This is a genomic window from Flavobacterium sp. ABG, assembly GCF_001027725.1.
Taxonomy (GTDB): domain Bacteria; phylum Bacteroidota; class Bacteroidia; order Flavobacteriales; family Flavobacteriaceae; genus Flavobacterium; species Flavobacterium cupriresistens.
On the sequence record NZ_LEKS01000006.1, the window covers coordinates 174,564 to 199,027 of the forward strand.

The window sequence follows — 24,464 nt, forward strand, 5'->3', positions numbered from 1 at the left end:
TACAATTTCCCAAGTACAAAATGATCTTTAAATTAAGCCTAAAAAACAAATTTCGTGTAACGGATGTTGTGTATAGTTCTTTTATTCGAAATCATCGTCAATCTTATTAATTTCAATACTTTTACAATTTAATTCAGCATCAATTATTAAGCTTATCGAAATTGGTATTAGAACTTCAGATTCAACAAAAACTACATGGTCATTCCAATCTAAATCAATAACACTATAATCATCATTTTCTGAACTCCAATAATCATGTTTATCAATGAAATAATTCAACTGAGTTCTTAAATCAAAATCAACATCTATTAAAAATTCTGTTGATGAAATTTGCTTTACTGAAGTTATGTTAAGTTCAAATTCTTCATTTATTGCTTCAACAGTAGGAGAATCGTTTGCATACGGCACAAAATGCCTATAGTTATGTAATTCTGAACCAACAAAATCCTCAAACAAAAATGTTTCTATATCACTTTTTAAGTCAAAGTCCCAAAAATCCTGATTTTCCAATCGTTCTTTAAATTTGAATACTTCTTGATAATAAAGCTTTGAAACCTTTTCATTGAATTCTCCTAAGCTTTCATACAAAACGATATCTTCAGATTTGTTTTCATGTATGAGTTCTTCTAATAATTCTTCATGGAGTTCATTACTTTTTCCTGAAAAGTCTTTATAATTACCCGTTATAAAGACAAGTTCTGGACTAACTATTGCATCTGGATTCTCATCAGTTATAATTTTTTTGATATTTTCCCATATTAGATTATCTCTATAACCTTTCTCATTAGAGTTAAAAGGTTTTTTGTTCAGCATTGCTTTTCGAGCTAATATTGCGTGGTCAACATCAGGATATGGTAAAATAGTAATAGCATTTTCTTCAAAAAGACTATTTATTTTATCTTTATATGTATTAACTGCATTTTGAATCGAATCAGACTGTATTGGATTTTCGAAAGAATTTGAAGTGAGTTTATTATATTTTCTAAGTTGAATACTAATTTCTGAATACATTTTTGAAATTTGTTGCTCATATTTATTTAAAACTTCGTCAAGCACAACCTGTGGAATAAATAAATCAATTCTATTATTTCTTGAACTTTCAAAAAGTACTGCAAAGTTTGGTGTTTGTAAATTAAAATCTGCAATTAGTATATTTGAATCCAATACGACTTTCATAGCTTTTATTTTTTTAGAACTACGCGGCAACGTCTGTTAGGCGCAGTTTATCTAAGTTCAGATATTTCGAAATCTGATTTTAATAGTATACAATTTACTTGCCTAATGTTATTTAATCTTAGATTTACAATATTTTATTTACGTCAAACTCAAGTCCAGAGGCTTTTAGTTCTTTTGCTAACTTAAATTTCCAACTTTCTTCCGCATCAAGTTCAAGATAAAGTAGTCCAAGTAGATCACTTGGTAATTCAACTCCTGGAGCATAAAGAGGACAAACTTTATTCCTTGTGAGTTTGCCAATAAAATATCCTAATTCAAGTATTACGTTTTGTCTTGCTCTATTGTTTAAGTTATCTTCTTTTTTATTTTTCCCTAAGTCATCATCGGTTAATAAGACAATTGCAAATGCTACGTCCGCATGTTCTTCAAATTTTTCTATGATTGTTTTCCCTGAATTTGCTTGTTCATGTAGAATTACGGCTTCTAAGCCTAATTTTTCAATTGTTCTTGCTACATTAACTTTAACCTCATTATTATGGCCATGTACAATAAATACTTTATTGCTATTTATTGAAGTGCCTTTAGAAATAACTGGTTCATTGATTTCAGTTTTTATTAATGATAATTTAGCGACTAATTGTTTTAAGTTACTTACTTTGTTTTTTACATTTTCATAGAATTCTTTCAATTCTTCTGCTGGAGTTTGGGAAACATAAATAAATTTTTCATTTAGATAATCATACCTTTGCTTGTATTCACTATTTGGTTTATTGAAAGATTGTTTAAGAAGTTCTGTATTAAAATCATTCCAATCATTGTAATCTTGTTGAGCCTGTTCAAATTGTCTATTTGTTTGAATTTGTCTATTATATATTTCTTCACCAAGAACAATTCTTTTGTTTAATTCTTCTTTAAAATATTCTCGTCCTACAACCAAAGCAGTCGGCAAGTTGTTTTCATTTAGGTTTGTCGTATTTCTTTTTGTCATGTGTTTCTTTTAAATTATAGCTAACTTGTGTATAAGTCCTAAGATATCATACTTATCACTACTAAATTGGAGTGCTATCTTTGAAAAAATTAAATTTTTATTTTTTGAAGTTTTATGTAAAATCATTTATAACAATTGACTTATACATAAATCTTAATCTAAAAACAAACATCGACTTTAAATTCAAACCAATCACCACGTATAAATACCTGATTTTGCAAAAAAAAGACTGGCAAAAAATACTAGTCCCGATGATAACCGAGATAGAAAAACTTCGTAGAAAAACCATAAATCACACAAATCAGTGATAAGTTCAGTTTATATTGCTTCAACTAAAACAGCCTTTTTAGAACCATTCGTCTCCGCAATCACCAACGCAATACCACAAAATAGCAACGCAATAATAGCACGTACAATTTCATTTCCGCCTTCTATTGAGGGATTTACAATGGCATAAGGTACATGGAAGAGGAGGAAGAAAAGAAATAGCATAATTGCAAGAAGAAAGGCAATTGGTCTGATCGCTATTTTGAAAATAATTGAAATGGCGGAACAGATAAGAGCAAGACCTGTAAAATAAGTCCAAAACATTGGTGCCGGTAACCATTTAGGGATCATGGTAGCGATAAAGTCAGCAAAAAGAAAATGACTGCATCCAAATAATAGGATAAGAAGGGAATAAAAAATCCGTCCGCAGGGGATTAGTTTTTCTAAAAATGAGGTAAAGGAGCTTGTTTGGTTTTTATTAGAACCGTTCGTTGGAAAAGAGCCTGCCATGACAAACGCACCACCGCTATAGGCTAGTTCTTCGAAGGCGCTAATCAAAATTTGTGGTCCTGAAACTTTAGGACTGAGTATGAATATATACGGAAGATGAGAAATTAGTAGGAGGGCAAGAAAACAAAATCCTAAATAGAGACACGTTTTTTTGGTGTCAACAAATTTGATTTTAAATAATCCTGAAATGATAATTCCTGTCAGTATTAAGGCTATTCCGGTAAGAATAGGGAAGATGTTATAGTGATGTGCCCATTCCGGAAACGGAGATAAAATTTCGGAACGAAAATCTTTGATAATAATTTGATGTATACCCAGAGCAACAATGCCGATGCCATAAAACAGACGACCGATTTTAGTAAGTTCTTTCATTAGTAGTAGCGTTAGAAAAAATAATTAAAAAACAGGTTTTTGGTAAGAATCAAATATATAAATTGATACAGAAAATACGGACAGAATAAAGTTTGCTTTTTATTCTTTTTTGTTAAAATAATGTCCTCTTGTTCTGAGTTTTATAGGAAAGTATAGAAGTTTTTCTGAAAACAATTGCCCTAGCCCTGATAGTAGCGGCATCCTTTTTAGGCAGTCAAAATCGTCTAATTCAACCATAAAATTGCTGCCTAAAAAGATACAGCGGATAGCAGGAAATAGCTCCTGAAAAAGAATATAAGTCTCCTAATGTTAAGTGAGAATAGGCTTCTAAAAAACTTGAAACATGAAACATACAACTATAAACAAAAATTTCGTAATTTTGCACTCCAAATAAAAGGGATTATAAAATGTTAGATAGACTTCAAATAGTAAAACAACGTTTTGACGAGATTTCGGATTTGATTATCCAGCCGGATGTTATTTCGGATCAGAAACGTTATGTGCAATTGAATCAAGAGTACAAAAACTTGAAAGCATTGGCTGAAAAGCGTGATGAATATGTGCTGTTGATGGCTAATATAGAAGAGGCAAACGAAATTATTGCTGATGGAAGTGATGCAGATATGACCGAAATGGCCAAGATGCAATTGGATGAAGCAAAAGAAAGACTGCCTGAACTTGAGGAAGAAATTAAATTTATGTTGATTCCTAAAGATCCTGAAGATGCTAAAAACGTGATGGTTGAGATTCGTGCTGGTACGGGTGGAGATGAGGCGAGTATCTTTGCAGGGGATTTGTTCAGAATGTATACAAAATACTGTGAAAATCAAGGTTGGAGAACTTCGGTTGTAGATATGAACGAAGGAACTTCTGGTGGTTTTAAAGAGGTTATTTTTGAGGTTACGGGTGAAGATGTTTACGGAACTTTGAAGTTTGAAGCTGGTGTACACCGTGTACAACGTGTTCCTCAGACGGAAACTCAGGGTCGTGTGCATACCTCGGCAGCTACCGTTATGGTTTTACCGGAAGCGGAAGAGTTTGATGTACAGATTGATATGAACGATGTTCGTGTAGATTTCTTCTGTTCGTCTGGACCTGGTGGACAGTCTGTAAATACTACGAAATCTGCGGTACGTTTAACGCACATTCCAACCGGATTGGTGGCGCAATGTCAGGATCAGAAATCGCAACATAAAAATAAAGACAAAGCGTTAACGGTTTTACGTTCTCGTTTATACGAACAAGAATTGGCTAAGAAAGAGGCTGAGGATGCTACAAAACGTACTTCTCAGGTAAGTTCTGGTGACCGTTCGGCTAAGATTCGTACTTACAACTACGCACAAGGTCGTGTAACGGATCACAGAGTTGGATTGACTTTATACGATTTAGGAAATATAATGAATGGTGATATTCAGAAAATTGTGGCTGAGCTGCAATTGGTGAATAATATGGAGAAATTGAAGGAAGCTTCGGAGGTTTTCTAAGGGGCTGAGGTTCTGAGTTACTGAGATGCTAAGATTTATAGAAAAGGCTGTTTCACTTTGTGAAACGGCCTTTGTTTTTGTTATTTGTGTTCTTTCGAGCGAAGTCGAGAAATCACACAAGAAACTCCGTACAGTTTGTCATCCTGAGAAACGAAGGATCTTTGTTTGCTGAATCGATACCGTTGCGCTTTACTGTGCGGAATTACTTGTGAAGATACTTCGTTCCTCAGTATGACAAAATTGTGGAAAATAGAAACGAAGCGCCTTGTGTGATTTCTCATTTGAAATGACAGAATTGTGACAACCCTGAAACTAGTAACCTAAAATCTGAAAAATGTATTGTTTCACTTGTTCATTTCGACGTAAAGAGAAATCGCATCCAATATTCCGTACAGTGCGTTCTTTGCGTGTGTGATTTGTCCTTACGTCGAAAGGAAACGATTGTGGTTGTTTTTGCTAAAAAGTGAACACGGATTTCTGTTTGCTATTCCTCAATGCTTTGCGGACATCCTTCCTTCGTCAGGATGACAAGATTGTGGTTACGTCGCGGGAAAACAAAGAAAAAGCCTTCACATTTTCTCAAAATGAGAAAACAGAAAGCTTTTTCTTAGATTCTTAGATTCTTAGTAACTCAGTACCTTAGAATCTTTAAAAATATATAAAGAAGGTATTAACTCATTAACCGTTTGTTTAAGAAACGTATAAAGTGCGTTAGATGCCTAGAAATACTCTCGTAAATTCAAAACATTTATATAGATTAGAGTAGAGTTGCACACCATTTTTTATAAGTACTTCATTGAACTTTTCCATACTATAAGATTTAAGTTAGACAATTACTCCTTTGATGATTCGTGCGGCTTAGAAACGATATTGGTTACGGCAAACTGTAAGAGTGTACCAAAGATATTTTTGATTTTTGAATCACTTTTTCCGACTACGAATTTTTTGGCGAGATAACCAATGGCGATGCTAACCGCAGATTGTGCTAAATTGCTTTTAAAACCAACTGTTTCGTTGATTTCTTCAACGGTATTCCGAATGAGGTTAAGAGGTTTCAGATTGTCTCTGATTTCATCAATTTCCTCTTTTATGGCACACCATTCTCTGTCCTGTCGGTTTTCGAGTAGTCGAATCCTCTGATTTAAGGTATCAATAGTATAAGTTTCCATAACAGTCTTTTTTGATTTAACGTTACTTTAAATCAGGATCGATTTCTGTATTTTCATCTTTTAAAATACTGGAAATAATCATATTCCCAATCGGAGTCTTGATTAGTTTGTGTTGCATTTTATGCAATACGATGGCCGCAATCAGATAAACCAGTGCCATGATAAAGAAACCGTAATAATACTGTCCCAGTTCGCTCCCAATCCATAAACTAAGTCCAATATTCAGGAACAAGGTAAAGAATGCAACAACAGCGCCAACTGCTATTCTGGATGTTAAGGTTGACAGCGCGTCTGCAGATGACGACACTGTTTTGAGTTTGATTAATTCAAAACTCGTTTTGGTATAATTTTCAGCCTTTTCATAAAGATTAAGGTTCTCGTTTGTTGTTGCATTCGGTTCCATTATATTTGGTTTTATGGTTTGAAAAATTCCCTTTTTCTAGTAGTTCGTTTTTACGGTTTTTGCTTCCTCCTTAATGGTGTTGAAGTCTTCTTTGGCAGCGTTGAATCTTGCTTTACCTTCTTCGATAATTTCTTTACCGTTTGAAGAGATGGTGTGCATGATATCATCAACTTTGCTTTTTAAATTATCTTTGTAATCTTTCGATTTATCTGAGATTTTTTTTCTTGTATTTGATCCTTTATCCGGTGCAAATAATACTCCTAAAAATGCTCCCGCCGCTGCGGCTCCTAAAATTCCTAAAACTGTGGTGCTCGTTTTCATAATATTTGATTTATTGGATTATTAATTAGTGTTGTTTTAAACTTCACGGCCTTTTATAAGCCTCAATAAAATAGCGATAATAGCAATGACTAATAAAATATGAATAATACTTCCCAGGCTGTAAACAAAAAATCCAAGGGCCCAAAGAATAACTAAAATCAATGCTACTGTGTATAGTAAGTTTGACATGGCTTTTATATTTAGGGTTAATATTCAGTTATTGTTTTTAATTTAACTTATACGAAAGGTATAAAGTCAAATTGCTGTTTTTGGCATCAGGAAAAGTATAGGTTGTTCCTGCTACTGTTCGTTCTTTACCAATTGTAGTAAGACCATAATTGTAACGTAATCCGACACTTAGAGGGTTGAAATCAACTCCTACACCTGCTGACAGACCAGCATCAAATTTGTTCAGATCATCGGTGTCTATGTCTTGGTTAAAGTTAATATCTCCTTCACCGCTTACTTTGGAGCTTACCAGATAGGAAGCATAACCACCGGCATGAACATTAAAATTTTTGGTAATATTTACGCGTACTAACAAGGGAACTTCGATATAGCTTAATTTAAACTTCGCACTTCCACTTCCAGTTCCGAAAAAGTCATTGTAGTCTAGTTTTGAACCCTTTGTGGTAAACAGAATCTCGGGCTGAATAGCGATAAAGTCCGAAATGGGTAATGTTGCATAAAGACCGGCATTAAAGCCGTACAATATATTCTCATCGTCAGCGTCGTTGCTGTATAAGTTAGACATGTTGAATCCTCCTTTTACACCAAACTCTGTATTCACATTATTGTTCTGAGCGTGCAGCATTCCAAATGAGGCTGTTAAAAAAAGGGTCAAGGCGAGTAAAAAATTGGTTTGCATTTTCATAGTTAAATAATTTAGTTAATAGTAGATAGATTAATTAAAGGCGTTTAGTTTATTTGTTCTCTGATTTGCGCAGTTTCTCTTAAAAACTGATAATTCTCCGGTAGATACTGTAATACAAATTTTAAAATCACTCTGTCGTTTGTATCTTTAGAAATGGATTCAAATAACTTGATTTGCTGTTCTAATAATTTTGCAATTGAATTCAGATAAGTTTCATCAAAGTCAACGTCATTTTTATCAATTAGTTCTCGTAAACCTGGCGTGTTGTTGGCGTTTATATCGGTAACGATTACAAGCCTGTTATTGGCCATTTTGTTTATGTCTTCTAACAAAAGATTCTGATGACTTTCTATTCTTTTACTGATTTCCCGGATACTACTTTGTGAGCTCTTTTGTTCGGCAATCTGACTTTTAGAAATAATAGACTTACCAATATTTGCCGTCGCAATTAGAAAATAAGCTTCAGTATGTTCTTTGTCACTTTTAATAAAAACTTCATTTTTTAAAGTCGTTTCTATTGAATCACTTTCTTTGCATGATGAAATGCACAGGGTCATAATCAATAAAAAAAAGACTCTTAAAATAGATGCTTTTACGTCAGGTTTTGCTTTCATTTAGAACTTCATAAAGTATTACATTACAAAGATGCCACCGAAATGATTATTTTATTTTACAGCATAAAAAAGAAACGTTATATAATTCCCATAATGGGCTTATATAACGTCTTATAGGTCGGTTTTTTGAGTTTTAATCCGGTAGAAAAACAGTAAATAAAGAGCCCTCGTCGGGAGTACTGTCGGCTATAATATAACCTTTATGGTTGTCGGCTATTTTCTTACAGATGGCTAAGCCAATTCCGGTTCCGGGATAATCTGTTTTGGAGTGTAAACGTTGAAAGAGCACAAAAATAGTTTCTTTAAACTGCGGGTCAAATCCCATTCCGTTATCCTTAAAAGTGATTTTGTGGTACTTTTTGACGTTCGGATCTAACAAATTATGATAGTCGGCTGAGTTTACTTTTTCACTTTCAACCTGAATTTCAGGCGCAATACCCGGACGGTTGTATTTTAGTGAATTTCCAATTAAATTAATAAAAAGCTGTTCGATCTGGTAAGGAATTACAGATAGCTTAGGCAATTTAGAAACGGTGATCGTTGCCTTTTTCTCGTCAATAACTTCTGTTAGTTCCGATTTGACATTTTCAAAAATATCATTCAGATTGGTTTTAATGAACTCTTTTTTGGTGGTATTGGTTCTTGAAAACAATAGTAAGTCATCGATTAAAACGCGCATTCTCTTGGCTGAGGCCTCAATTTTATTGAGGTATTCTTTAGCGCTGTCGGATAAAACGGCTTTATCGGCATCAGAAACTCTGGATATAAACGTTTGAATTTTTCGAAGCGGTTCCTGCAAATCATGACTGGCGACATGGTTAAAAGAAGCCAGCTCTTTGTTGCTTTTTTCCAATTCGTCATTTCGCTCTTGCAGTTCTATATTTAGCAAATGCTCGTCTGTGATGTCAAAATTAATTCCAAGTAAAATTTTTCCGCCCTGTTGATCCGTCAGTAGTTTTCCGGTCGATTTAAAATGTCTGATTTCATGATCGGCACGTAAAACTTTATAATAGATAAACGGCAATTGTTTTTTGTTCAAAATACCGTCCATAGAATTTGCAATAGCGTCTCTGTCATCAGGATGGACATATTCTAAAAAGGTCTCTTTTTCGGGAACAAATGAATTGGGTTTAACGCCCAGTAAACGATATTGATTGTCGGAATAATCAATTTTTTGAGTGTCTAAGTCCCATTGCCAGGTGCTAAATTTACCTGTTATTTCAGACTCTGCCATTAAACGGGACGAGATCAGGAGTTTTTTGTTGTAGACCATCAAACGATGTATGTCCCGGCTGATTTGTCTGTAAGCCAGTATGATGAAGGTTAAAGCGGTCAGGAATAAAGAGATCGAAAAAACAGGCCCCAAAGAAATTTCCTCATCGTAAATTTTCAAACGTTTTTGGAGATACTCTTTTTCAATATCATTCATTTTATCTACCTGAAAGCGAATGTTCTCCATTAGAATTCGGCCTCCGAACATATAATTGTCGAGTCTTCTTTTGTCGTATGTTTTTGGATCACTGTATTTAAAACAATTTTCGAACGAAGTAAAACGCTGAATAATTAATTTAAATAGTTTTCGAAGGTTTTGTTGTTGCCTCGCATTATCTGCTGTGAGTTTTTTTAAGGTAATAAAGGAAGTATTTACCTTGTCCCGGGAATAAAGATAGGGGCTCAGGAAGCGATTATTGCGCGTTATGATGTAACCGCGCTGTCCGGTTTCGGCATCTTTTATAGCCGACATTAACCGCTCCAGCTGAATGTTTATTTCGTACGTATGCATAACCAGCTTACTGGATTCGTTTAGATCCTGGTTGTGTTTGTATGCAATAGAGGAAAGAAATAACAGAATGAAAACTGCAATTACAAAAATAACTCTCAATGAGTTTGAAGAATTAAACTTGGGTAGCCATTTCATGGAATGTTATTATTTTAGACGTAACAAAAAATTATCACGGTTAAGACCAGAGGTGTGGTAGTGCCAATTTAAAGTAACGACTTCATTAATAATTTTTTTCAGTGTACTAAAATCACTTGGTTTTTTGATGTAAATATTAGCGCCTTCAATAAAGGTATCTTCGATGTCTTCTTCTGAAGACGAAGTAGAATATATAGCGATAATGATGTTTTTAAGATGCTCGGTTTTTTTGATTTCCTTCAAACATTCTTTACCCGTTTTTTTCGGCATATTTAAATCCAGAAATAAAATATCAGGTATTTTGATATCCGGTGTTTTCAAATGTTCCATCAATTGAAGACCATCATGAACGAAGGTTACATCGGTTTGAACTCTTACTTCTTCAAAGGCATCCTTAAAAAAAAGTCTGTCATCTTCATCGTCATCAGCGAGTAAAATGTGTAATGCGTTTTTTTGCATTTATTTTATGGTATTTGTATTTTATTGTAAATTTTCTCGTCTCTTTTTTATAATCCTCTGAAAAGCCGATGGCGTAATTCCGGTAGTGTTTTTAAATTGTGTACTCAAATGGGCAACACTCGAATAATTCAATAAAAAAGCAATTTCGGTCAGACTCATCTCATTGACTAACATCAACTGTTTGGCTCTTTCTATTTTTTGTATAATGATGAAATTTTCAATCGAAGAATAGGTTACTTCCGAAAACACATTCGATAAATAGCCATAACTATGATTTAATTTCTCCGCCAAAAAAACAGAACTTTTCAGGTTGTTGTTATCATCTACATAAACCAGTTCAATAATCGCATCTTTGATTTTCTGAACCAAGACACTCTTTTGATTCTCAACAACTTCAAACCCATATGGACTTAGTGAATTTTTTAAGTTTTCAAGTCCTTCTGCATCAAGCATTTTAGTAAGTTCAATTTCACCAAAACCCAGGGTGCTAAAGTCTATATTTTGTTCGTCCAGCTTTTCTTGTAAAAAAAGGGAACAAATCGCATTGATATCGAACTTTATAAATAGTTTCATAGGATTAAAATAGGGTTAAAGATAATTATTTTTTTCATGCTTACTGTTGGCTTATAGATTTAATTAAGATTTTGGGGCTTGAAAATTTATGGTTTGTCGTAACGAAAAAAATACCGTCTAAGTTTAAAATTCAGACGGTATTCTCTCTGGGCCAAAAAAGGTTTATAAATCAGATAACATTTGCTTAAATTCCTCCTTCGTTTTGCCTAATTTTTGCTGAAGTTTTCCATACATTTCTTCTTCTTTTCCCTCAGCATACATTAAGTCATCATCTGTCAGTTCGGCAAATTTTTGTTTCAGTTTCCCTTTTAGCTCATTCCAGTTTCCTTTTATTTCTGTAGTATTCATAATAGTTTTCTTTAATGATTAATAGTATTGTAAAATTGCAAATTAATCATCGTTTATCTCTTACATCGATTTTTAGGAATGTTACATTATTCACAGTTATGGTATTTTAAACCTGATAACGACGAAGAATCCAGGCCATTTTTTCGTGTTGTTGTAATAATCCCGTAATAAAATCGGCAGAACCCACATCGTGATTGTCATTTTCGAAAGTCGGAATAAAAGCTCTGAATTCGGTCACCAGTTGTTCGTGATTATCGAGTAATTCCTGTAACATATGTTTCTGTGAAGCATATACTTTGGGAGATTCTTTTAAGGTTGAATTTTCGATAAATTCGTGCATCGTTCCAATTGTTTTTTCACCCAATTGACTAATGCGTTCTGCCACTTCATCGATGTTGTTTTCTAAAATTCGATACTGTTCTTCAAACAATTTATGCAATTCCATGAAGCTGTTTCCTGAAATATTCCAGTGAAATTTCCTGGTTTTTACATATAATGTCATTTCATTAGATAAAATTGTGGCTAATATATTCGTGCTTTTCTTTAAATTTTTTGTGGTAATACCAATATTTGGAATCATAATCGCTTGATTTTCGGTTCATTCCAAATTTAGCATAAAGAGCTGTTTTATTTTTTATAGAATTTGACAAAGATGTTACAGGAATTCAATGTTTTGGTAACCTCCGAATGAATCCTTTATTGTAGTTTTGCCGCCGAATTAACTTAAACCCCGATTTGAATGAAAAAACAAATACTTATTCTATTAACTTTCAGCGCCTCTTTTACAGTCAAAGCCCAATCTTATTCCGGTTATTTTCATGATAATTATGCTGGTGTACAAAGTGTACTTTTTAACCCGGCTTCTATAGCTGATTCTCGTTTTAAAACCGATATCAATATATTCTCAGTGAGCGGATCGGTACAAAACGATTTGTACGGGGTACGTCTTTTTGATGTTTACAAGGATGGTTATGATTTTGATAAACAAGCAAAAATGACGCCTTCTGGCTCAAATAGTGGCCTTGCCAATTTTGATATTATGGGGCCGTCTTTTATGTTTAATATCGCTCCGAAGCATACTTTGGCTGTTTTTACAAGAGCCAGATCAGTATCTAATGTTAGAAATATTAACGGATACCTTGTAGATCAGGTTAAGGACGGATTGGACATGTCAGGTAATTTTAACTTCGATGCCGGGAATCTAAATGCAGCTTCAAACTCATGGGCTGAATTAGGAATTTCGTATGCAGCAGTTTTATACCAAAAGAACCAACATTTCTTAAAAGGAGGTTTAACAGCTAAGTATTTGCAAGGTGGTGTAAACGGTTATGTACAAGGAAAAGATGTAAAAGTAGCGTATGTTGAAAATACAACTAATCCTCAAGCTGGTGTTCTGGCATCTACGGGAGAAATTACTATTGGTGCAAGTCAGGATTTTGAAGCCAATGACGATTACAAATTTGATTCCGGTTCAAGAGGATTCGGTTTTGATTTTGGACTTGTTTACGAATGGAGACCGGATTATGAGCAATACGATTTGAGTAATGCAAAACCGGCTGATAATAATTTCAGAGATTTAAACAAATACAAACTTCGCTTTGGATTGTCTGTTACAGATATTGGATCTATAGATTATAGAAACGCAAAACAGGATACGTATAATGTGACTGGTGTTGTGACAGAAAAGATGATCGATGATATGAGTAATTTATATGATTTTCTAAACGAACATTATACGAAAACATCAACTTCAAAAGGAGCAAAAACAAATTTGCCAACCGCACTTCATGCTGATGTGGATTGGAATATGTACAGAAAATTCTATTTGAATTTGAACGGAGATATCAATATGGTTTCGGCTAATAAATTAAACGGTTACGGAATCGCGGACCGAGTAAGCTTAACTCCTCGTTACGAAAGCAGATGGTTTAGTTTTTACATGCCGGTTACCTGGATGGAATACAGCGGAATGCAGGTTGGTTCCGGAATTCGCGTGGGTGCTTTCTTTATTGGTTCAGGATCTGTGTTGACTAATTTAGTTTCTAAAGAATCAAAAGGAGCCGATTTTCATTTGGGTATGAAGATTCCGGTTTACCAAAAGAAATTTAAAGATACAGACGAAGACGGTGTTATCGATAAAGAAGATGCTTGTAGAAAAGTAGCAGGACCAGCAGAAAATAATGGTTGCCCATGGCCGGATACTGATGGTGATAACGTTTTTGATAAAGATGATGCTTGTCCGGATGTGAAAGGCCCAATCGAAAACAAAGGTTGTCCATGGAAAGATTCAGATGGCGATACTTTATTAGACAATGTTGATGCTTGTCCAAAAGTGGCAGGTCCTGTAGAAAACAAAGGATGTCCTTGGCCAGATACGGATAAAGACGGCGTTTTAGATAAAGATGATGCTTGTGTTGATGTTCCTGGTTTGGTTGAAAACAAAGGCTGTCCGGTTTTAGATGCGGATAAAGATGGTATTCCGGATAATGAAGATAATTGCCCATTGATTGCGGGACCAAAAGAAAACAAAGGTTGTCCGGAAGTTTCTAAAGCGACATTAGAGCAATTAAAAGTAGAAGCAAAATCGATCTTTTTTACAACAGGTAAAGCAACGTTGAATGATGCCAGAAAAGGAGAAACATCAGGAAGATTAGACGCGATTAAAGAAATCCTGAAAAATTATCCAAATGCTAAATTTGCAATTAACGGTCATACGGATAATGTTGGTAATGCTAAAGCCAATCAAAAATTATCGGAAGCCAGAGCCAAAGCAATTATGGATCTTTTAATTAGTAAAGGAGTAAATCCTGCTAATTTGACTTCTCAGGGATTTGGATCTTCAAAACCGGTAAAATCAAATAAAACCGCAGTAGGAAGAGCTGAAAACAGAAGAACAGAAATTGTTTATTTAGGCAATTTATAAGCCAAATTGAATATAATACCAAAAAGCCATTCTTAATTGAGTGGCTTTTTTTATTTTTGCATACTTCTAAAAAAGAATTATTTCTTGCGAATTGGAAGGATTAAAAAAACAAGAATGACAACACAACAACTACACGAACAAATTCTTCAGAAAAAATCATTTTTATGCGTTGGATTAGATCCTGATTTAACGAAGATTCCACCTCATTTATTAGAAACTGAAGATCCTATTTTCGAATTCAATAAAGCGATAATCGATGCAACACACGATTTAACGGTAGGGTATAAACCCAATACGGCTTTTTTTGAGGCCTATGGAATCAAAGGATGGCTTTCGCTTCAGAAAACGATCAATTATATCAATGCCAATTATCCGGATATTTTTACCATTGCCGATGCAAAACGCGGTGATATCGGAAATACATCAAGCATGTATGCCAAAGCTTTTTTCGAAGATTTAAATTTTGACAGTGTGACCGTTGCACCGTATATGGGAAAAGATTCTGTTGAGCCCTTTTTGGCTTTTGAAAACAAACATACTATTATGTTGGCCTTGACGTCAAATGAAGGTGCTTTTGACTTTCAAACGTTAACTACAAATGGAAAAGAGTTGTACAAACAAGTTTTGGAAACGTCTAAAACATGGAAAAATAGCGAAAACCTAATGTACGTGGTGGGCGCTACAAAAGCAGAATACTTTGCAGACATCAGAAAAATTGTTCCGGATAGTTTCTTGTTAGTTCCCGGAATTGGTGCGCAAGGCGGTAGTTTATCTGAAGTATGCAAATACGGAATGAATGATAAAATCGGTCTGTTGGTAAATTCTGCCAGAGCTATTATCTACGCCTCAAAAGGAACTGATTTTGCCGAAAAAGCAAGAGAAGAAGCTTTGAAGGTACAGCAGGAAATGGAATCGATTATTAATAATAAATAAGTTTGCAGTCTCGGTTTTCGGTCTCAGTCGGATCGGCTTTGTGAGTTTAACCGGAAGGTTCGCAAAGTTTTAAGCAAAGATCGCAATAAAAAAACCTTTGCGAACCTTGCGTAGCCCTTGCGCCCTTTGCGGTTAAGAAAACCTGAAACCTGAAACCTGAAACAAATAAAACAAATCTCCCCCCTTTGAAACAATTCCCCGACCAGCTAGGAACTTTACACACCTTTGAAACGGCTCCAAAACGTATTATTTCGTTGGTTCCTTCTCAAACCGAATTATTATACGATTTAGGTTTAGAAGAAAAAATCATTGGGATAACCAAGTTTTGTGTACATCCGTATCATTTAAAAGCGACCAAAAAAGTAGTTGGCGGAACAAAGAAGATTCATTTCGAGAAAATAAAACTATTACAACCCGATATTATCATTTGTAATAAAGAAGAAAATACGGCGGAAATTGTGGCACAATTAAGTGAGATTTGCCCGGTTTGGGTTACGAACATTGTTACTTTGGAAGACAATTTTCAAATGATTTTAGATTTCGGTCAAATTTTTAATTGCCGAACCGAAGCCCAAAAGTGGAATAACAAACTGGCTTTCGCCTTGAGCGATTTCAGAAAATACATTGAGGACATCCCTGTAAAGAAAGCGGCCTATTTTATTTGGAAGAATCCTCACATGGTGGCCGGAAAAGATACCTATATAAACGAATTACTGAAACTGAATCATTTTCAGAATATCTACGAAGACAAAGGACGTTATCCTGAAGTCGAACTCAAAAAAATGCGTTTGGAAGGCGATCCCGATTTGGTTTTTCTTTCCTCAGAACCTTATCCTTTCAAAGAAGAAGATGCTTTCGAAATAGGACGTTTTACTCATCACGCCAAGACTGTTTTTGTTGACGGTGAGATGTTTTCGTGGCATGGTAGCAGATTATTAAAGGCCTTTCCATACTTTAAGTTACTTCATGAACGGTTGAAGAATTAATCTGTTTGAAGCTTAAAAGTTTCAAGTTTCAGGTTTAAAGTTTCAAGTTTCAAGTTTCAAGTTTCAGGTTTCAGGTTTGAAGTTTCAGGTTTAAAGTTTAACCGCAAGGATCGCTAAGTTTTTCACGCAAAGGCCGCAAAGATTTTAATAAATACTTTGCGGCCTTTGCGTAACTCCTCGCGTACTTTGCGGTTAAATAAGCAAAGTCAAGCAACCTGAAACTTGAAACCTGAAACCTGAAACCTGAAACATTTCAAACTTCTACCAAAAAAAGAATGCCGGCATCTCGAAGACGCCGGCATCATTTAACTAACCAAAACCAAAATAATAAATAACCAGTTTATTACATTACAAAGATCAGACATATATGAATCGTTTGCTGTTAAGGTTTTGTTATTACTTTGTTGAACATAAGTTAAGATTTTTTAATACACTGTTCTGAGCTTTCTGTAGCGTTAAATAACTTTTGGTTATTAAAATATAATAACAATCAATTTTGTTTATGAATATCGAAAGCTTTTGTTTGTATATTTGATAAAACGTTAAATATCAGTGTAATGTGGTTTTGTGAAAAAATTACCATTTCACAAAAAAACAGGCAGCTGTCTCAAAAAAAAACAAACAAAATGAGTGAATCAAATCAAAGTAAATGTCCTTTTCATAATGGACAAGTGAAAGAAACGGCCGGGTCAGGAACATCTAATAAAGATTGGTGGCCAAATCGCTTAAACGTTGATATATTGCGTCAGCATTCTAATTTGTCAAATCCATTAGGAGAGGATTTTGACTATGCGGCTGCGTTTAAAAGTTTAGATCTAAATGAAATCAAAAAGGATATTTATGATCTAATGACAAACTCCCAAGACTGGTGGCCTGCAGATTATGGTCATTATGGGCCTTTGTTTATTCGTATGGCGTGGCATAGTGCAGGTACATATCGTATATCAGACGGCCGTGGTGGTGCAAGTTCGGGTAATCAACGATTTGCTCCGCTAAATAGCTGGCCGGACAATGGTAATTTAGATAAAGCACGTTTTTTACTTTGGCCAATTAAACAAAAATACGGCAATAAAATATCCTGGGCAGATTTGATGATTTTGACAGGAAACTGTGCTTTGGAATCCATGGGATTTAAAACATTTGGATTTGCAGGAGGAAGAGAAGATATTTGGGAATCTGAGAAAGATGTAAACTGGGGTTCAGAAGTAGAATGGTTGGCTACCAGTGATAAAGCGAATAGCAGGTATACTGGTGATCGAAATTTGGAGAACCCACTTGCTGCCGTACAAATGGGATTAATATATGTAAACCCTGAAGGCCCGGACGGTAATCCGGATCCACTTGGTTCAGGAAGAGATATCAGAGAAACATTCGCCCGTATGGCGATGGATGACGCAGAAACTGTAGCACTAGTTGCCGGTGGTCATACTTTCGGAAAAGCGCATGGTGCTGGTGATGCTGCTTTAGTAGGAGCAGCTCCCGAAGGTGCGAGTATTGAAGAAATGGGACAGGGCTGGAAAAGTACGTATGGTACCGGTATTGCAGGTGATGCCATTACAAGTGGTATCGAAGGTGCCTGGAAACCAAATCCTACTACTTGGGATAATGGTTATTTCGAGACATTATTCAAATACGATTGGATATTAACAAAAAGCCCTGCCGGAGCACACCAATGGAAACCTTCTGATGAAAGTGCTGCCACTACAGTAGAAGATGCACACGATCCGAACAAACGTCACGCTCCAATGATGACAACGGCTGATATGGCCTTAAAATTGGATCCTGTTTATGAGCCTATTTCAAGAGATTACTTTGAAAATTTTGACAAATTTGCGGATGCATTTGCCAGAGCATGGTATAAGCTGACGCATAGAGATATGGGACCAATTGCTCGTTATTTAGGGCCTGAAGTTCCTAGTGAAATACTAATTTGGCAAGATCCGATTCCGGCGGCTAAAAGTGAATTAAATCAAAATGATATAGCTGTATTGAAAGATAAAATCCTTTCAAGCGGACTTTCAATAGCGCAATTAGTTTCTACTGCCTGGGCTTCTGCTTCTACATTCCGTGGTTCGGATAAACGTGGAGGTGCTAATGGTGCACGTATCCGTTTTGAGCCTCAAATTAATTGGGAAGTCAACAATCCAAATCAATTAAAAAAGGTATTGGCTGTTTTAGAAGGGATACAAAATCAATTTGAAAATTCAGGAAAATCGGTTTCTTTAGCGGATTTAATTGTATTGGGAGGTTCTGCTGCAGTTGAAAAAGCGGTTGGTAACGCCGGTTTTAATTTCGAAGTTCCATTTGCACCGGGTAGAGGAGATGCTACTTTAGAGCAAACGGATGTACATTCCTTTAATGCATTAGAGCCCAAAGCTGACGGGTTCCGAAACTATAAAAATGCCAATAATAATTCGATTACAGAAGAACTATTGCTGGACAGAGCGCAATTATTGACTCTGACTGCTCCAGAAATGACCGTTTTGATTGGTGGACTTAGAGTTTTAGATGCTAATTATGACGGGTCTAAAAAAGGTGTTTTTACAAAAAATACAGATACACTAAGTAATGATTTCTTTGTTAACTTATTAGATCTAGCGACAACATGGAAAGCAACAGACGAAACCGGAGAAACATTCGAAGGACGTAATCGTGCAACCGGAGAAACCAAATGGACTGCATCCCGAGCCGATCTTATCTTTGGTTCAAATTCAGAACTTCGCGCCGTAGCTGAAATTTATGGTTCAAACGACTCGAAAGAAAAATTTGCAAAAGATTTTGTTGCCGCCTGGACCAAAGTGATGAATTTAGATCGATTTGATTTGGTTTAGTTTTTTTGGAGATTCTGAGTTGCTGAGGTTCTAAGTTTAGTTGCAAAGACTCAGAGTTGATTTAAAATAAAACCCGACAGGTTTCAAAAACCTGTCGGGTTTGTTATTTTTTTAAAGGTTCAGAGAGAAAACTTAGTGCCTCAGCAACTCAGACCCTTAGTACCTTTTTTAAGAAAACACCATTGTTTAGTTACAAAGATTCAAAGTTGAAATTTAAAATAAAACCCGACAGGTTTCAAAAACCTGTCGGGTTTGTTATTTTTTAAAGGTTCAGAGAGAAAACTTAGAACCTTAGCAACTCAGACCCTCAGTACCTTTTTCAAGAAAACACCACCGTCTTATTGCTATAAACCATTGTCTTTCTTTCTGCATGAAGTTTAATCGCACGGGCCAGAACAATTCGTTCCAGATCACGTCCTTTCATTATAAAATCTTCAACTGAATGGATATGCGATACCGGTGCAATATCCTGCTCTATAATTGGACCCTCGTCCAACTCCTCGGTTACATAATGACTTGTCGCTCCAATAATTTTTACACCACGTTTAAAAGCCGAATGATACGGTTTTGCACCCGGAAAAGCAGGTAAAAACGAATGATGGATATTGATTATTTTATTTTCATAAAGCGAAATCAGCTTAGGCGTAATAATCTGCATATAGCGCGCCAAAACAATAAAGTTGATCTGATATTTGTTTAACAGTTCAATTTGTTTTGCTTCCCCTTCTTCCTTATTGTCTTTTGTAAAAGGAACACAATGAAACGGAATGTCAAAACGCTCTGCTATCGATCGCAGATCATTATGGTTGCTTATAATTACAGGAATTTCAACATTCAATTCATCTGCACTGTAACGACCCAAAATATCAAATAAGCAATGATCGTATTTTGAAACAAAGAGTGCCATTCTGGGTTTTTGCTCCTGATTGTACAAATCCCACGACATTTGAAAATCGGTGGCAATCGTTTGACTGAATTCATTTTTTATGACTTCAATACTACTATTAGGATTGGTAAATTCACACTCCAGACGCATAAAAAAAACATTTTGCTCCACGTCAACATGTTGATCAATATAGATAATATTTCCATCTACTTTTGCGATAAAAGTAGTTACTGCGGCGATAATTCCTTTTTGGTCTTTGCAGTGAATCAGAATGGTTATTTTTTGCATTTTTTCCGGGTTGTTTATAGTTTTTTGGTTTTAGATTTAAATATAAAGTCTGTAAAGGTTTATACTATGCTCTCAAACAATTAAAATCTCAGACTCTTAGTCACTCAGTAACTTAGAGCCTTGCGATTAAAAGTAATTATTTAGCATCCTGCATCGCAAAAACTTTTTGTAACAGAGGACTTGTTCTGGATTTGATATTTTCGCGAATCTCTTTTTCTTCTACGGCAATCATTTTAAAAACACCGGCTAAAGCCTGATTCGTTGTATAATCAGTTAAGTCAGGATTTACTTTTTTAACTAAAGGTAGTTTGTTGTATTTAGTAATGATTTTTGTCCAGATTGAATCGGCACCTACCTTTTCGAATGAACTTTTAACCACCGGATTAAATTTTCCGTATAAGTCTTTTGTGGTACTTCCCTGAAGATAGGTTGTAGCGGCACTTTCGTTTCCAAGTAGTATGTTTTTAGCATCTGTAATCGATATGTTTTTTACTGCAGAAACAAATATCGGAGTCGCTTCTTTAACCGCATCTTCGGCAGCACGATTCAATACTTTAACACCTTCATCAGCAAGAGAACCTAAACCGAATCTGCGTAAAGTAGCATCTACTTTTTGAAGTTCTTCGGGCATTAAAATTTTTACCGCTTCATTTTTATAAAAACCATCAACGGCTGTCAATTTACTCACTTGTTCTGTAATTCCTTTGTTTAGTGCTTCTTTTAACCCGGAAGCGATATCAATACCGCCAACCCCTAGAACTTTTGAAGATGATTTTGGAAGTTTATTTAGAATGTCTTTCACTTGGGCATTAGAACTAAGAGAAAAGACGAACATTAAAAGGATAATTTTTTTCATTAAATTTTATTTTTTATAAGTTTCAAAAATACTACTTATTCAAAAATAAAGCCACAATTTTATTGCAGGAGCAGAAACAATTTGTTTTAGAATTAACACTAGTCCCGCTATCCGTTGCAATCTTTTGTGTCGAACTCCGACACAAAAGGATTTTCACTGCTATCGGGGCTATATTATACGTTTTAGTTTTTTGAGCATGTGTTTTTTATGCCAATTCAGGATTGGTAGTTATCATAAGAAAAATCTTTCTAAACCATTGTAAAGCAAAATGGTTGGAGGTGTTTTATCGAAAAAAAGAGTTTATTTTCTTAAATAATTTTAGTTAAAACCACCATTGATATTTCTTCGGTGTATTTGTTTAATTTCATTTTTTGTAAAAGAATAGGTAGATTCTTCCGTCCAGCTCCATTTTTGAGGTGTTTTTTCGTCAAAGCCAGCCGCAGTGTAAATAATTCTTATCGTATTGTTTAGGGTAGCCATTTTTAATACAATAAAAAAATCTTGATTTTTTTCTGAAGATTCCGTTTTACTGCAATATTGTAGGTTTTGCAAAACAGCTGCATCCTCTTTAAACCATTTTCTTAAAAAAGACAAATGCGTCTCAGAACATTGGTAACCCAGATTAAGAGCCCATAGAAATTTACATTTTAGATTACTTTTGTCCGGTTTTTCATCCCCGTCCCAAGAACATTCGTTACCAATAGAAGTTGCAATATAGCCTAATGCTGCACGCTGTTGGTTTGTTATTGTTTTGATAAATTCATCGTTGAGTTGAAGATTGCGATTTTTGTCCAGCCACAATACTGTTACATAATCCTCTTGCGATGCTGGATTGGTAACTTCTTTATTGGTGGCTGAAGCACTTTTATTTTTGGTTTGAGAAAAAACGGAAAGACTTAAAATTAGAAGAAATAGGGAGAAAATGACACGTAGGTTCATTAGTAAAGAGTTTTAAATTTGAGTTTTACTTCTTTAGTAAATCGATCTTTTCGTCTGTAGCTTTAATATAAACAGCCATTTCACGGTATTCCCAGGTTCCTCTTTTTTGGGCACTTACAAACAAAGTACCCGTACCTTTTGGACCTTTTATCGGAATTTCTAAATCACAATTTTCAGAATTGCCATTTATTTGAATGCTGCCGGAAGGTAGTCCGTCCATTTCGATAGGTTTTCCTAATTTTTGAATTACTACTTCATTGTGGCGAACCTGATTCATTGCATTTTTATAAGCCTCTGATTCTTCCATCATTGAAGTAACTCCGAAAAAAATACCGGCAATGAACAAACCAAAAAGTACGATAAGGCTTAAACAGCCGGTTGGTACAAACCATTTCCAGTTTCTGTCCCACCAATTTTTTTTAACTTCATTGTAATTTTCTTCCATAATAAAATAGGGTAATTTTAAATTTAAGTTTAACATTTGAAAGATATTCTTTTTCTTCCAAAATTTTAAACAAATTTAAAATTACCCCGTTTAAAAAATTTAAAAATCAGTTAGTTTTGAATTTAAATATTAGTTGTTAAATGCTACAGATTCCTGATACATAATTTTATTCAGATCATCATCTTTCTCATAAACATCTCTAAAGAAGCTTATTTCCCCGGATTCATTCACCCATGAAGTAAAGTAACAAATGTAAATAGGTACTTTGTTTGCTAATTTAAAGGTAGTCTCTTCTTTCCCTTCCATAGCCTTGTTTATTCTGTCGGTAGTCCATTCAGGATAGTCTTTAAGCATGGCGATAGCCAGATTTTTTGCTTCTTTTACATTAATACAACCATGGCTGAAGGTTCTTTTTTCAAAATCGAATAACGTTTTTGCCGGTGTGTCGTGCATATAAATATCTTCAGGGTTAGGGAAAATAAATTTCACCAGTCCAAGAGAGTTTTCAGGACCCGGTTTTTGTCTCACCTGACCATTTACCATTTCCATATTATGATCGGCCAGATAATTTTTATCAGCGGCCATTTTTAATTTTAATTCGTTGTCAACAATACTTTGTGGTACAGTCCAATATGGGCTGAAAACAATTCGGTCAATGTTACCACTAAAGATTGATGTTTTAGTCAATGCTGAACCGACAAAAACTCGGGATGCTAAGGCTGTTTTTCCGTTTTTCACATATACCAATTCAAAAGAAGGCACATTAACCATGATATATTCTTTGTCTTTGATCAATTTTGGAGAAATCCAACGGCAACGTTCCATATTAACCGTCAATATTTTGATTTTATCGGCAATAGGCGTGTTCATGTCTTTAATATGTTCTTCGGCCAGAATGTAGTTAGGTTTAAAACCGTTTCTTAATTTGTATTTCATTACAGCATCCATCAGTTCTCTGTCATACACATTACTTTTAGAATCCTGTTTTAAATCCCCTATAACCATCAATCGTGTTCTCACCTGAGCAATTGTATTCGAAACAGCATCAGGACGTAAATCTTTATAAGGAGTTTCTGTTACAATTGGTGTCCATGTACCGTCTTTTTCGATCTGTCTGTATTTTTCCAGAGCACCTTGTAATTTATAATACTGATCAAAAAGCAGTTCGTTATTTTTCTCTAGTAAAGCAGGATTTACAATAAGAGAATCTAATAAAGTTTCATAAGACAATTGTTTTTTAGGTAGAAGCCAACCGGTTTTTTTTACCGTTTCTGCATCTAGTCCTTCATAAACCTGGCTCATATAGATAATGTAAGCAGCACTTAACAACAGATCAGAATCGGATTTTGAAGGTCTTTCTTTCGCTTTTTTGTTGAAAATTTTATCAATTTCATTTTCGTAAGGAATTTCAATTTCTAATCCTTCTTCATGTGTTGATTTTAATTTTTGGTGTAACAACTGGCCAAATTCATTGATTTTATTGTCTTCAAACCAAATCGATTCATACGATCTGTTTTTGTACAAGGCCACCACTTTGTTTTGGTATTTTTTTAAATCGGTATATCTTTTAAAAAAGTCATTTAGTACCTCATTATCTACTAAAGGATCAGAATTAGTTGAAAAGGCAGAATGAAGATCCTGTGATTTCTTATTTTCTGTAGGGTCATTTTTTTTCAAATCAAAGGAAGAAGTTACTAAACCAGTGAATAGAATAATGGTGAAGAGATATATTGTTTTCATTGCATTAAATTTTTACGTTACTACTTAAGTTTGAAAAGTCGTGGTAAAAATTTGGGGTTTTTCTACACTACTAAATTATGTATTATGTTGTTTTTCAAGTTGTTGTATTTCTTTTAAATGTTTCGAAATTACCATGTCCTGTAGGTTAATATACCTTATAT

24 protein-coding genes are annotated in these 24,464 nt (G+C 34.8%); 5 read left to right on the plus strand and 19 right to left on the minus strand.

Translation table 11 applies throughout. The features are described 5' to 3' along the window. Positions 1–81 precede the first annotated feature (81 nt). The 3 genes from AB674_RS08390 to AB674_RS21850 form a co-directional block, all read right to left on the minus strand. Complete coding sequence (locus AB674_RS08390; RefSeq protein WP_131701529.1) at positions 82–1,176, minus strand: PIN domain-containing protein; 1,095 nt, start codon at positions 1,174–1,176, stop codon at positions 82–84. Positions 1,177–1,300: 124 nt separating this feature from the next. Then, positions 1,301–2,164, minus strand: coding sequence for a TIR domain-containing protein (locus tag AB674_RS21845; RefSeq protein ID WP_053004224.1), 864 nt, complete (start codon positions 2,162–2,164; stop codon positions 1,301–1,303). A 318-nt stretch (positions 2,165–2,482) separates the two neighbouring features. After that, on the minus strand, positions 2,483–3,313 hold the full coding sequence (locus AB674_RS21850; RefSeq protein ID WP_053004225.1) for a hypothetical protein: 831 nt from the start codon (positions 3,311–3,313) through the stop codon (positions 2,483–2,485). Between the two features lie 407 nt (positions 3,314–3,720). Here AB674_RS21850 and prfA point away from each other — a divergent pair, with 407 nt between their 5' ends. Further along, positions 3,721–4,797: a peptide chain release factor 1 gene (gene prfA, locus AB674_RS08405; RefSeq protein WP_047775612.1), complete on the plus strand. Its 1,077-nt coding sequence runs from the start codon at positions 3,721–3,723 to the stop codon at positions 4,795–4,797. An 833-nt stretch (positions 4,798–5,630) separates the two neighbouring features. Here the strand turns inward: prfA and AB674_RS08410 are convergent. The 11 genes from AB674_RS08410 to AB674_RS08455 form a co-directional block, all read right to left on the minus strand. After that, complete coding sequence (locus AB674_RS08410) at positions 5,631–5,966, minus strand: hypothetical protein (RefSeq protein ID WP_047775614.1); 336 nt, start codon at positions 5,964–5,966, stop codon at positions 5,631–5,633. A 22-nt stretch (positions 5,967–5,988) separates the two neighbouring features. Next, positions 5,989–6,369 carry a hypothetical protein gene (locus tag AB674_RS08415; RefSeq protein ID WP_047775616.1) on the minus strand — a complete coding sequence of 127 codons (381 nt, stop codon included), beginning with the start codon at positions 6,367–6,369 and terminating at the stop codon, positions 5,989–5,991. A 36-nt stretch (positions 6,370–6,405) separates the two neighbouring features. Beyond that, the gene (locus tag AB674_RS08420; protein WP_047775618.1) at positions 6,406–6,690 is read right to left on the minus strand and encodes a YtxH domain-containing protein; all 285 of its coding nucleotides are present in this window, start codon (positions 6,688–6,690) and stop codon (positions 6,406–6,408) included. Positions 6,691–6,726: 36 nt separating this feature from the next. Continuing rightward, on the minus strand, positions 6,727–6,879 hold the full coding sequence (locus AB674_RS22540) for a lmo0937 family membrane protein (RefSeq protein WP_117610295.1): 153 nt from the start codon (positions 6,877–6,879) through the stop codon (positions 6,727–6,729). Between the two features lie 37 nt (positions 6,880–6,916). Further along, a complete protein-coding gene (locus tag AB674_RS08425; protein ID WP_047775620.1) occupies positions 6,917–7,564 on the minus strand; it encodes a porin family protein in 648 nt (215 codons plus the stop codon). A 44-nt stretch (positions 7,565–7,608) separates the two neighbouring features. Then, a complete protein-coding gene (locus tag AB674_RS08430; protein WP_047775622.1) occupies positions 7,609–8,178 on the minus strand; it encodes a DUF4142 domain-containing protein in 570 nt (189 codons plus the stop codon). A 133-nt stretch (positions 8,179–8,311) separates the two neighbouring features. Then, the gene (locus tag AB674_RS08435) at positions 8,312–10,096 is read right to left on the minus strand and encodes a CHASE3 domain-containing protein (protein WP_047775623.1); all 1,785 of its coding nucleotides are present in this window, start codon (positions 10,094–10,096) and stop codon (positions 8,312–8,314) included. Positions 10,097–10,105: 9 nt separating this feature from the next. After that, positions 10,106–10,555: a response regulator gene (locus tag AB674_RS08440; protein WP_047775625.1), complete on the minus strand. Its 450-nt coding sequence runs from the start codon at positions 10,553–10,555 to the stop codon at positions 10,106–10,108. A gap of 21 nt (positions 10,556–10,576) precedes the next feature. After that, entirely contained in the window at positions 10,577–11,128 is a 552-nt protein-coding gene (locus AB674_RS08445; RefSeq protein ID WP_047775626.1) for a helix-turn-helix domain-containing protein, read from the minus strand. Between the two features lie 162 nt (positions 11,129–11,290). Further along, a complete protein-coding gene (locus tag AB674_RS08450; RefSeq protein WP_047775628.1) occupies positions 11,291–11,476 on the minus strand; it encodes a CsbD family protein in 186 nt (61 codons plus the stop codon). A 106-nt stretch (positions 11,477–11,582) separates the two neighbouring features. Then, positions 11,583–12,056 (minus strand): Dps family protein, encoded by a 474-nt coding sequence (locus tag AB674_RS08455; RefSeq protein ID WP_047775629.1) that lies wholly within the window; start codon positions 12,054–12,056, stop codon positions 11,583–11,585. Positions 12,057–12,215: 159 nt separating this feature from the next. Between AB674_RS08455 and AB674_RS08460 the strand changes: the two genes are divergently transcribed. The 4 genes from AB674_RS08460 (at position 12,216) to katG (ending at position 19,149) form a co-directional block, all read left to right on the plus strand. Then, complete coding sequence (locus AB674_RS08460) at positions 12,216–14,399, plus strand: DUF5723 family protein (RefSeq protein ID WP_047775631.1); 2,184 nt, start codon at positions 12,216–12,218, stop codon at positions 14,397–14,399. Between the two features lie 114 nt (positions 14,400–14,513). After that, positions 14,514–15,332, plus strand: a complete 819-nt coding sequence (gene pyrF / locus AB674_RS08465; RefSeq protein WP_047775788.1) for an orotidine-5'-phosphate decarboxylase — start codon at positions 14,514–14,516, stop codon at positions 15,330–15,332. Positions 15,333–15,517: 185 nt separating this feature from the next. Then, positions 15,518–16,318 (plus strand): ABC transporter substrate-binding protein, encoded by an 801-nt coding sequence (locus AB674_RS08470; RefSeq protein ID WP_047775633.1) that lies wholly within the window; start codon positions 15,518–15,520, stop codon positions 16,316–16,318. Between the two features lie 626 nt (positions 16,319–16,944). Beyond that, the gene (gene katG / locus AB674_RS08475; protein ID WP_047775789.1) at positions 16,945–19,149 is read left to right on the plus strand and encodes a catalase/peroxidase HPI; all 2,205 of its coding nucleotides are present in this window, start codon (positions 16,945–16,947) and stop codon (positions 19,147–19,149) included. 319 nt (positions 19,150–19,468) lie between these two features. On the opposite strand, the gene purU is transcribed toward katG, so the two are convergent. From purU to AB674_RS08500, 5 genes are all read right to left on the minus strand, one after another. Beyond that, entirely contained in the window at positions 19,469–20,323 is an 855-nt protein-coding gene (gene purU, locus AB674_RS08480) for a formyltetrahydrofolate deformylase (protein ID WP_047775634.1), read from the minus strand. Between the two features lie 136 nt (positions 20,324–20,459). Continuing rightward, the gene (locus AB674_RS08485; protein WP_047775635.1) at positions 20,460–21,179 is read right to left on the minus strand and encodes a DUF4197 domain-containing protein; all 720 of its coding nucleotides are present in this window, start codon (positions 21,177–21,179) and stop codon (positions 20,460–20,462) included. Between the two features lie 318 nt (positions 21,180–21,497). Further along, complete coding sequence (locus AB674_RS08490; RefSeq protein ID WP_047775637.1) at positions 21,498–22,118, minus strand: hypothetical protein; 621 nt, start codon at positions 22,116–22,118, stop codon at positions 21,498–21,500. 25 nt (positions 22,119–22,143) lie between these two features. After that, complete coding sequence (locus AB674_RS08495) at positions 22,144–22,563, minus strand: cytochrome c oxidase assembly factor Coa1 family protein (protein ID WP_047775792.1); 420 nt, start codon at positions 22,561–22,563, stop codon at positions 22,144–22,146. A gap of 129 nt (positions 22,564–22,692) precedes the next feature. Then, complete coding sequence (locus tag AB674_RS08500) at positions 22,693–24,303, minus strand: murein L,D-transpeptidase (RefSeq protein WP_047775638.1); 1,611 nt, start codon at positions 24,301–24,303, stop codon at positions 22,693–22,695. Between the last annotated feature and the right edge of the window lie 161 nt (positions 24,304–24,464).

Bases quoted from the DNA above. Each gene is read 5' to 3' on its own strand.
- AB674_RS08390 (WP_131701529.1), bottom strand. From the start codon at position 1,176: ATGAAAGTCGTATTGGATTCAAATATACTAATTGCAGATTTTAATTTA.
- AB674_RS21845 (WP_053004224.1), bottom strand. From the start codon at position 2,164: ATGACAAAAAGAAATACGACAAACCTAAATGAAAACAACTTGCCGACT.
- AB674_RS21850 (WP_053004225.1), bottom strand. From the start codon at position 3,313: ATGAAAGAACTTACTAAAATCGGTCGTCTGTTTTATGGCATCGGCATT.
- prfA (WP_047775612.1), top strand. From the start codon at position 3,721: ATGTTAGATAGACTTCAAATAGTAAAACAACGTTTTGACGAGATTTCG.
- AB674_RS08410 (WP_047775614.1), bottom strand. From the start codon at position 5,966: ATGGAAACTTATACTATTGATACCTTAAATCAGAGGATTCGACTACTC.
- AB674_RS08415 (WP_047775616.1), bottom strand. From the start codon at position 6,369: ATGGAACCGAATGCAACAACAAACGAGAACCTTAATCTTTATGAAAAG.
- AB674_RS08420 (WP_047775618.1), bottom strand. From the start codon at position 6,690: ATGAAAACGAGCACCACAGTTTTAGGAATTTTAGGAGCCGCAGCGGCG.
- AB674_RS22540 (WP_117610295.1), bottom strand. From the start codon at position 6,879: ATGTCAAACTTACTATACACAGTAGCATTGATTTTAGTTATTCTTTGG.
- AB674_RS08425 (WP_047775620.1), bottom strand. From the start codon at position 7,564: ATGAAAATGCAAACCAATTTTTTACTCGCCTTGACCCTTTTTTTAACA.
- AB674_RS08430 (WP_047775622.1), bottom strand. From the start codon at position 8,178: ATGAAAGCAAAACCTGACGTAAAAGCATCTATTTTAAGAGTCTTTTTT.
- AB674_RS08435 (WP_047775623.1), bottom strand. From the start codon at position 10,096: ATGAAATGGCTACCCAAGTTTAATTCTTCAAACTCATTGAGAGTTATT.
- AB674_RS08440 (WP_047775625.1), bottom strand. From the start codon at position 10,555: ATGCAAAAAAACGCATTACACATTTTACTCGCTGATGACGATGAAGAT.
- AB674_RS08445 (WP_047775626.1), bottom strand. From the start codon at position 11,128: ATGAAACTATTTATAAAGTTCGATATCAATGCGATTTGTTCCCTTTTT.
- AB674_RS08450 (WP_047775628.1), bottom strand. From the start codon at position 11,476: ATGAATACTACAGAAATAAAAGGAAACTGGAATGAGCTAAAAGGGAAA.
- AB674_RS08455 (WP_047775629.1), bottom strand. From the start codon at position 12,056: ATGATTCCAAATATTGGTATTACCACAAAAAATTTAAAGAAAAGCACG.
- AB674_RS08460 (WP_047775631.1), top strand. From the start codon at position 12,216: ATGAAAAAACAAATACTTATTCTATTAACTTTCAGCGCCTCTTTTACA.
- pyrF (WP_047775788.1), top strand. From the start codon at position 14,514: ATGACAACACAACAACTACACGAACAAATTCTTCAGAAAAAATCATTT.
- katG (WP_047775789.1), top strand. From the start codon at position 16,945: ATGAGTGAATCAAATCAAAGTAAATGTCCTTTTCATAATGGACAAGTG.
- purU (WP_047775634.1), bottom strand. From the start codon at position 20,323: ATGCAAAAAATAACCATTCTGATTCACTGCAAAGACCAAAAAGGAATT.
- AB674_RS08485 (WP_047775635.1), bottom strand. From the start codon at position 21,179: ATGAAAAAAATTATCCTTTTAATGTTCGTCTTTTCTCTTAGTTCTAAT.
- AB674_RS08490 (WP_047775637.1), bottom strand. From the start codon at position 22,118: ATGAACCTACGTGTCATTTTCTCCCTATTTCTTCTAATTTTAAGTCTT.
- AB674_RS08495 (WP_047775792.1), bottom strand. From the start codon at position 22,563: ATGGAAGAAAATTACAATGAAGTTAAAAAAAATTGGTGGGACAGAAAC.
- AB674_RS08500 (WP_047775638.1), bottom strand. From the start codon at position 24,303: ATGAAAACAATATATCTCTTCACCATTATTCTATTCACTGGTTTAGTA.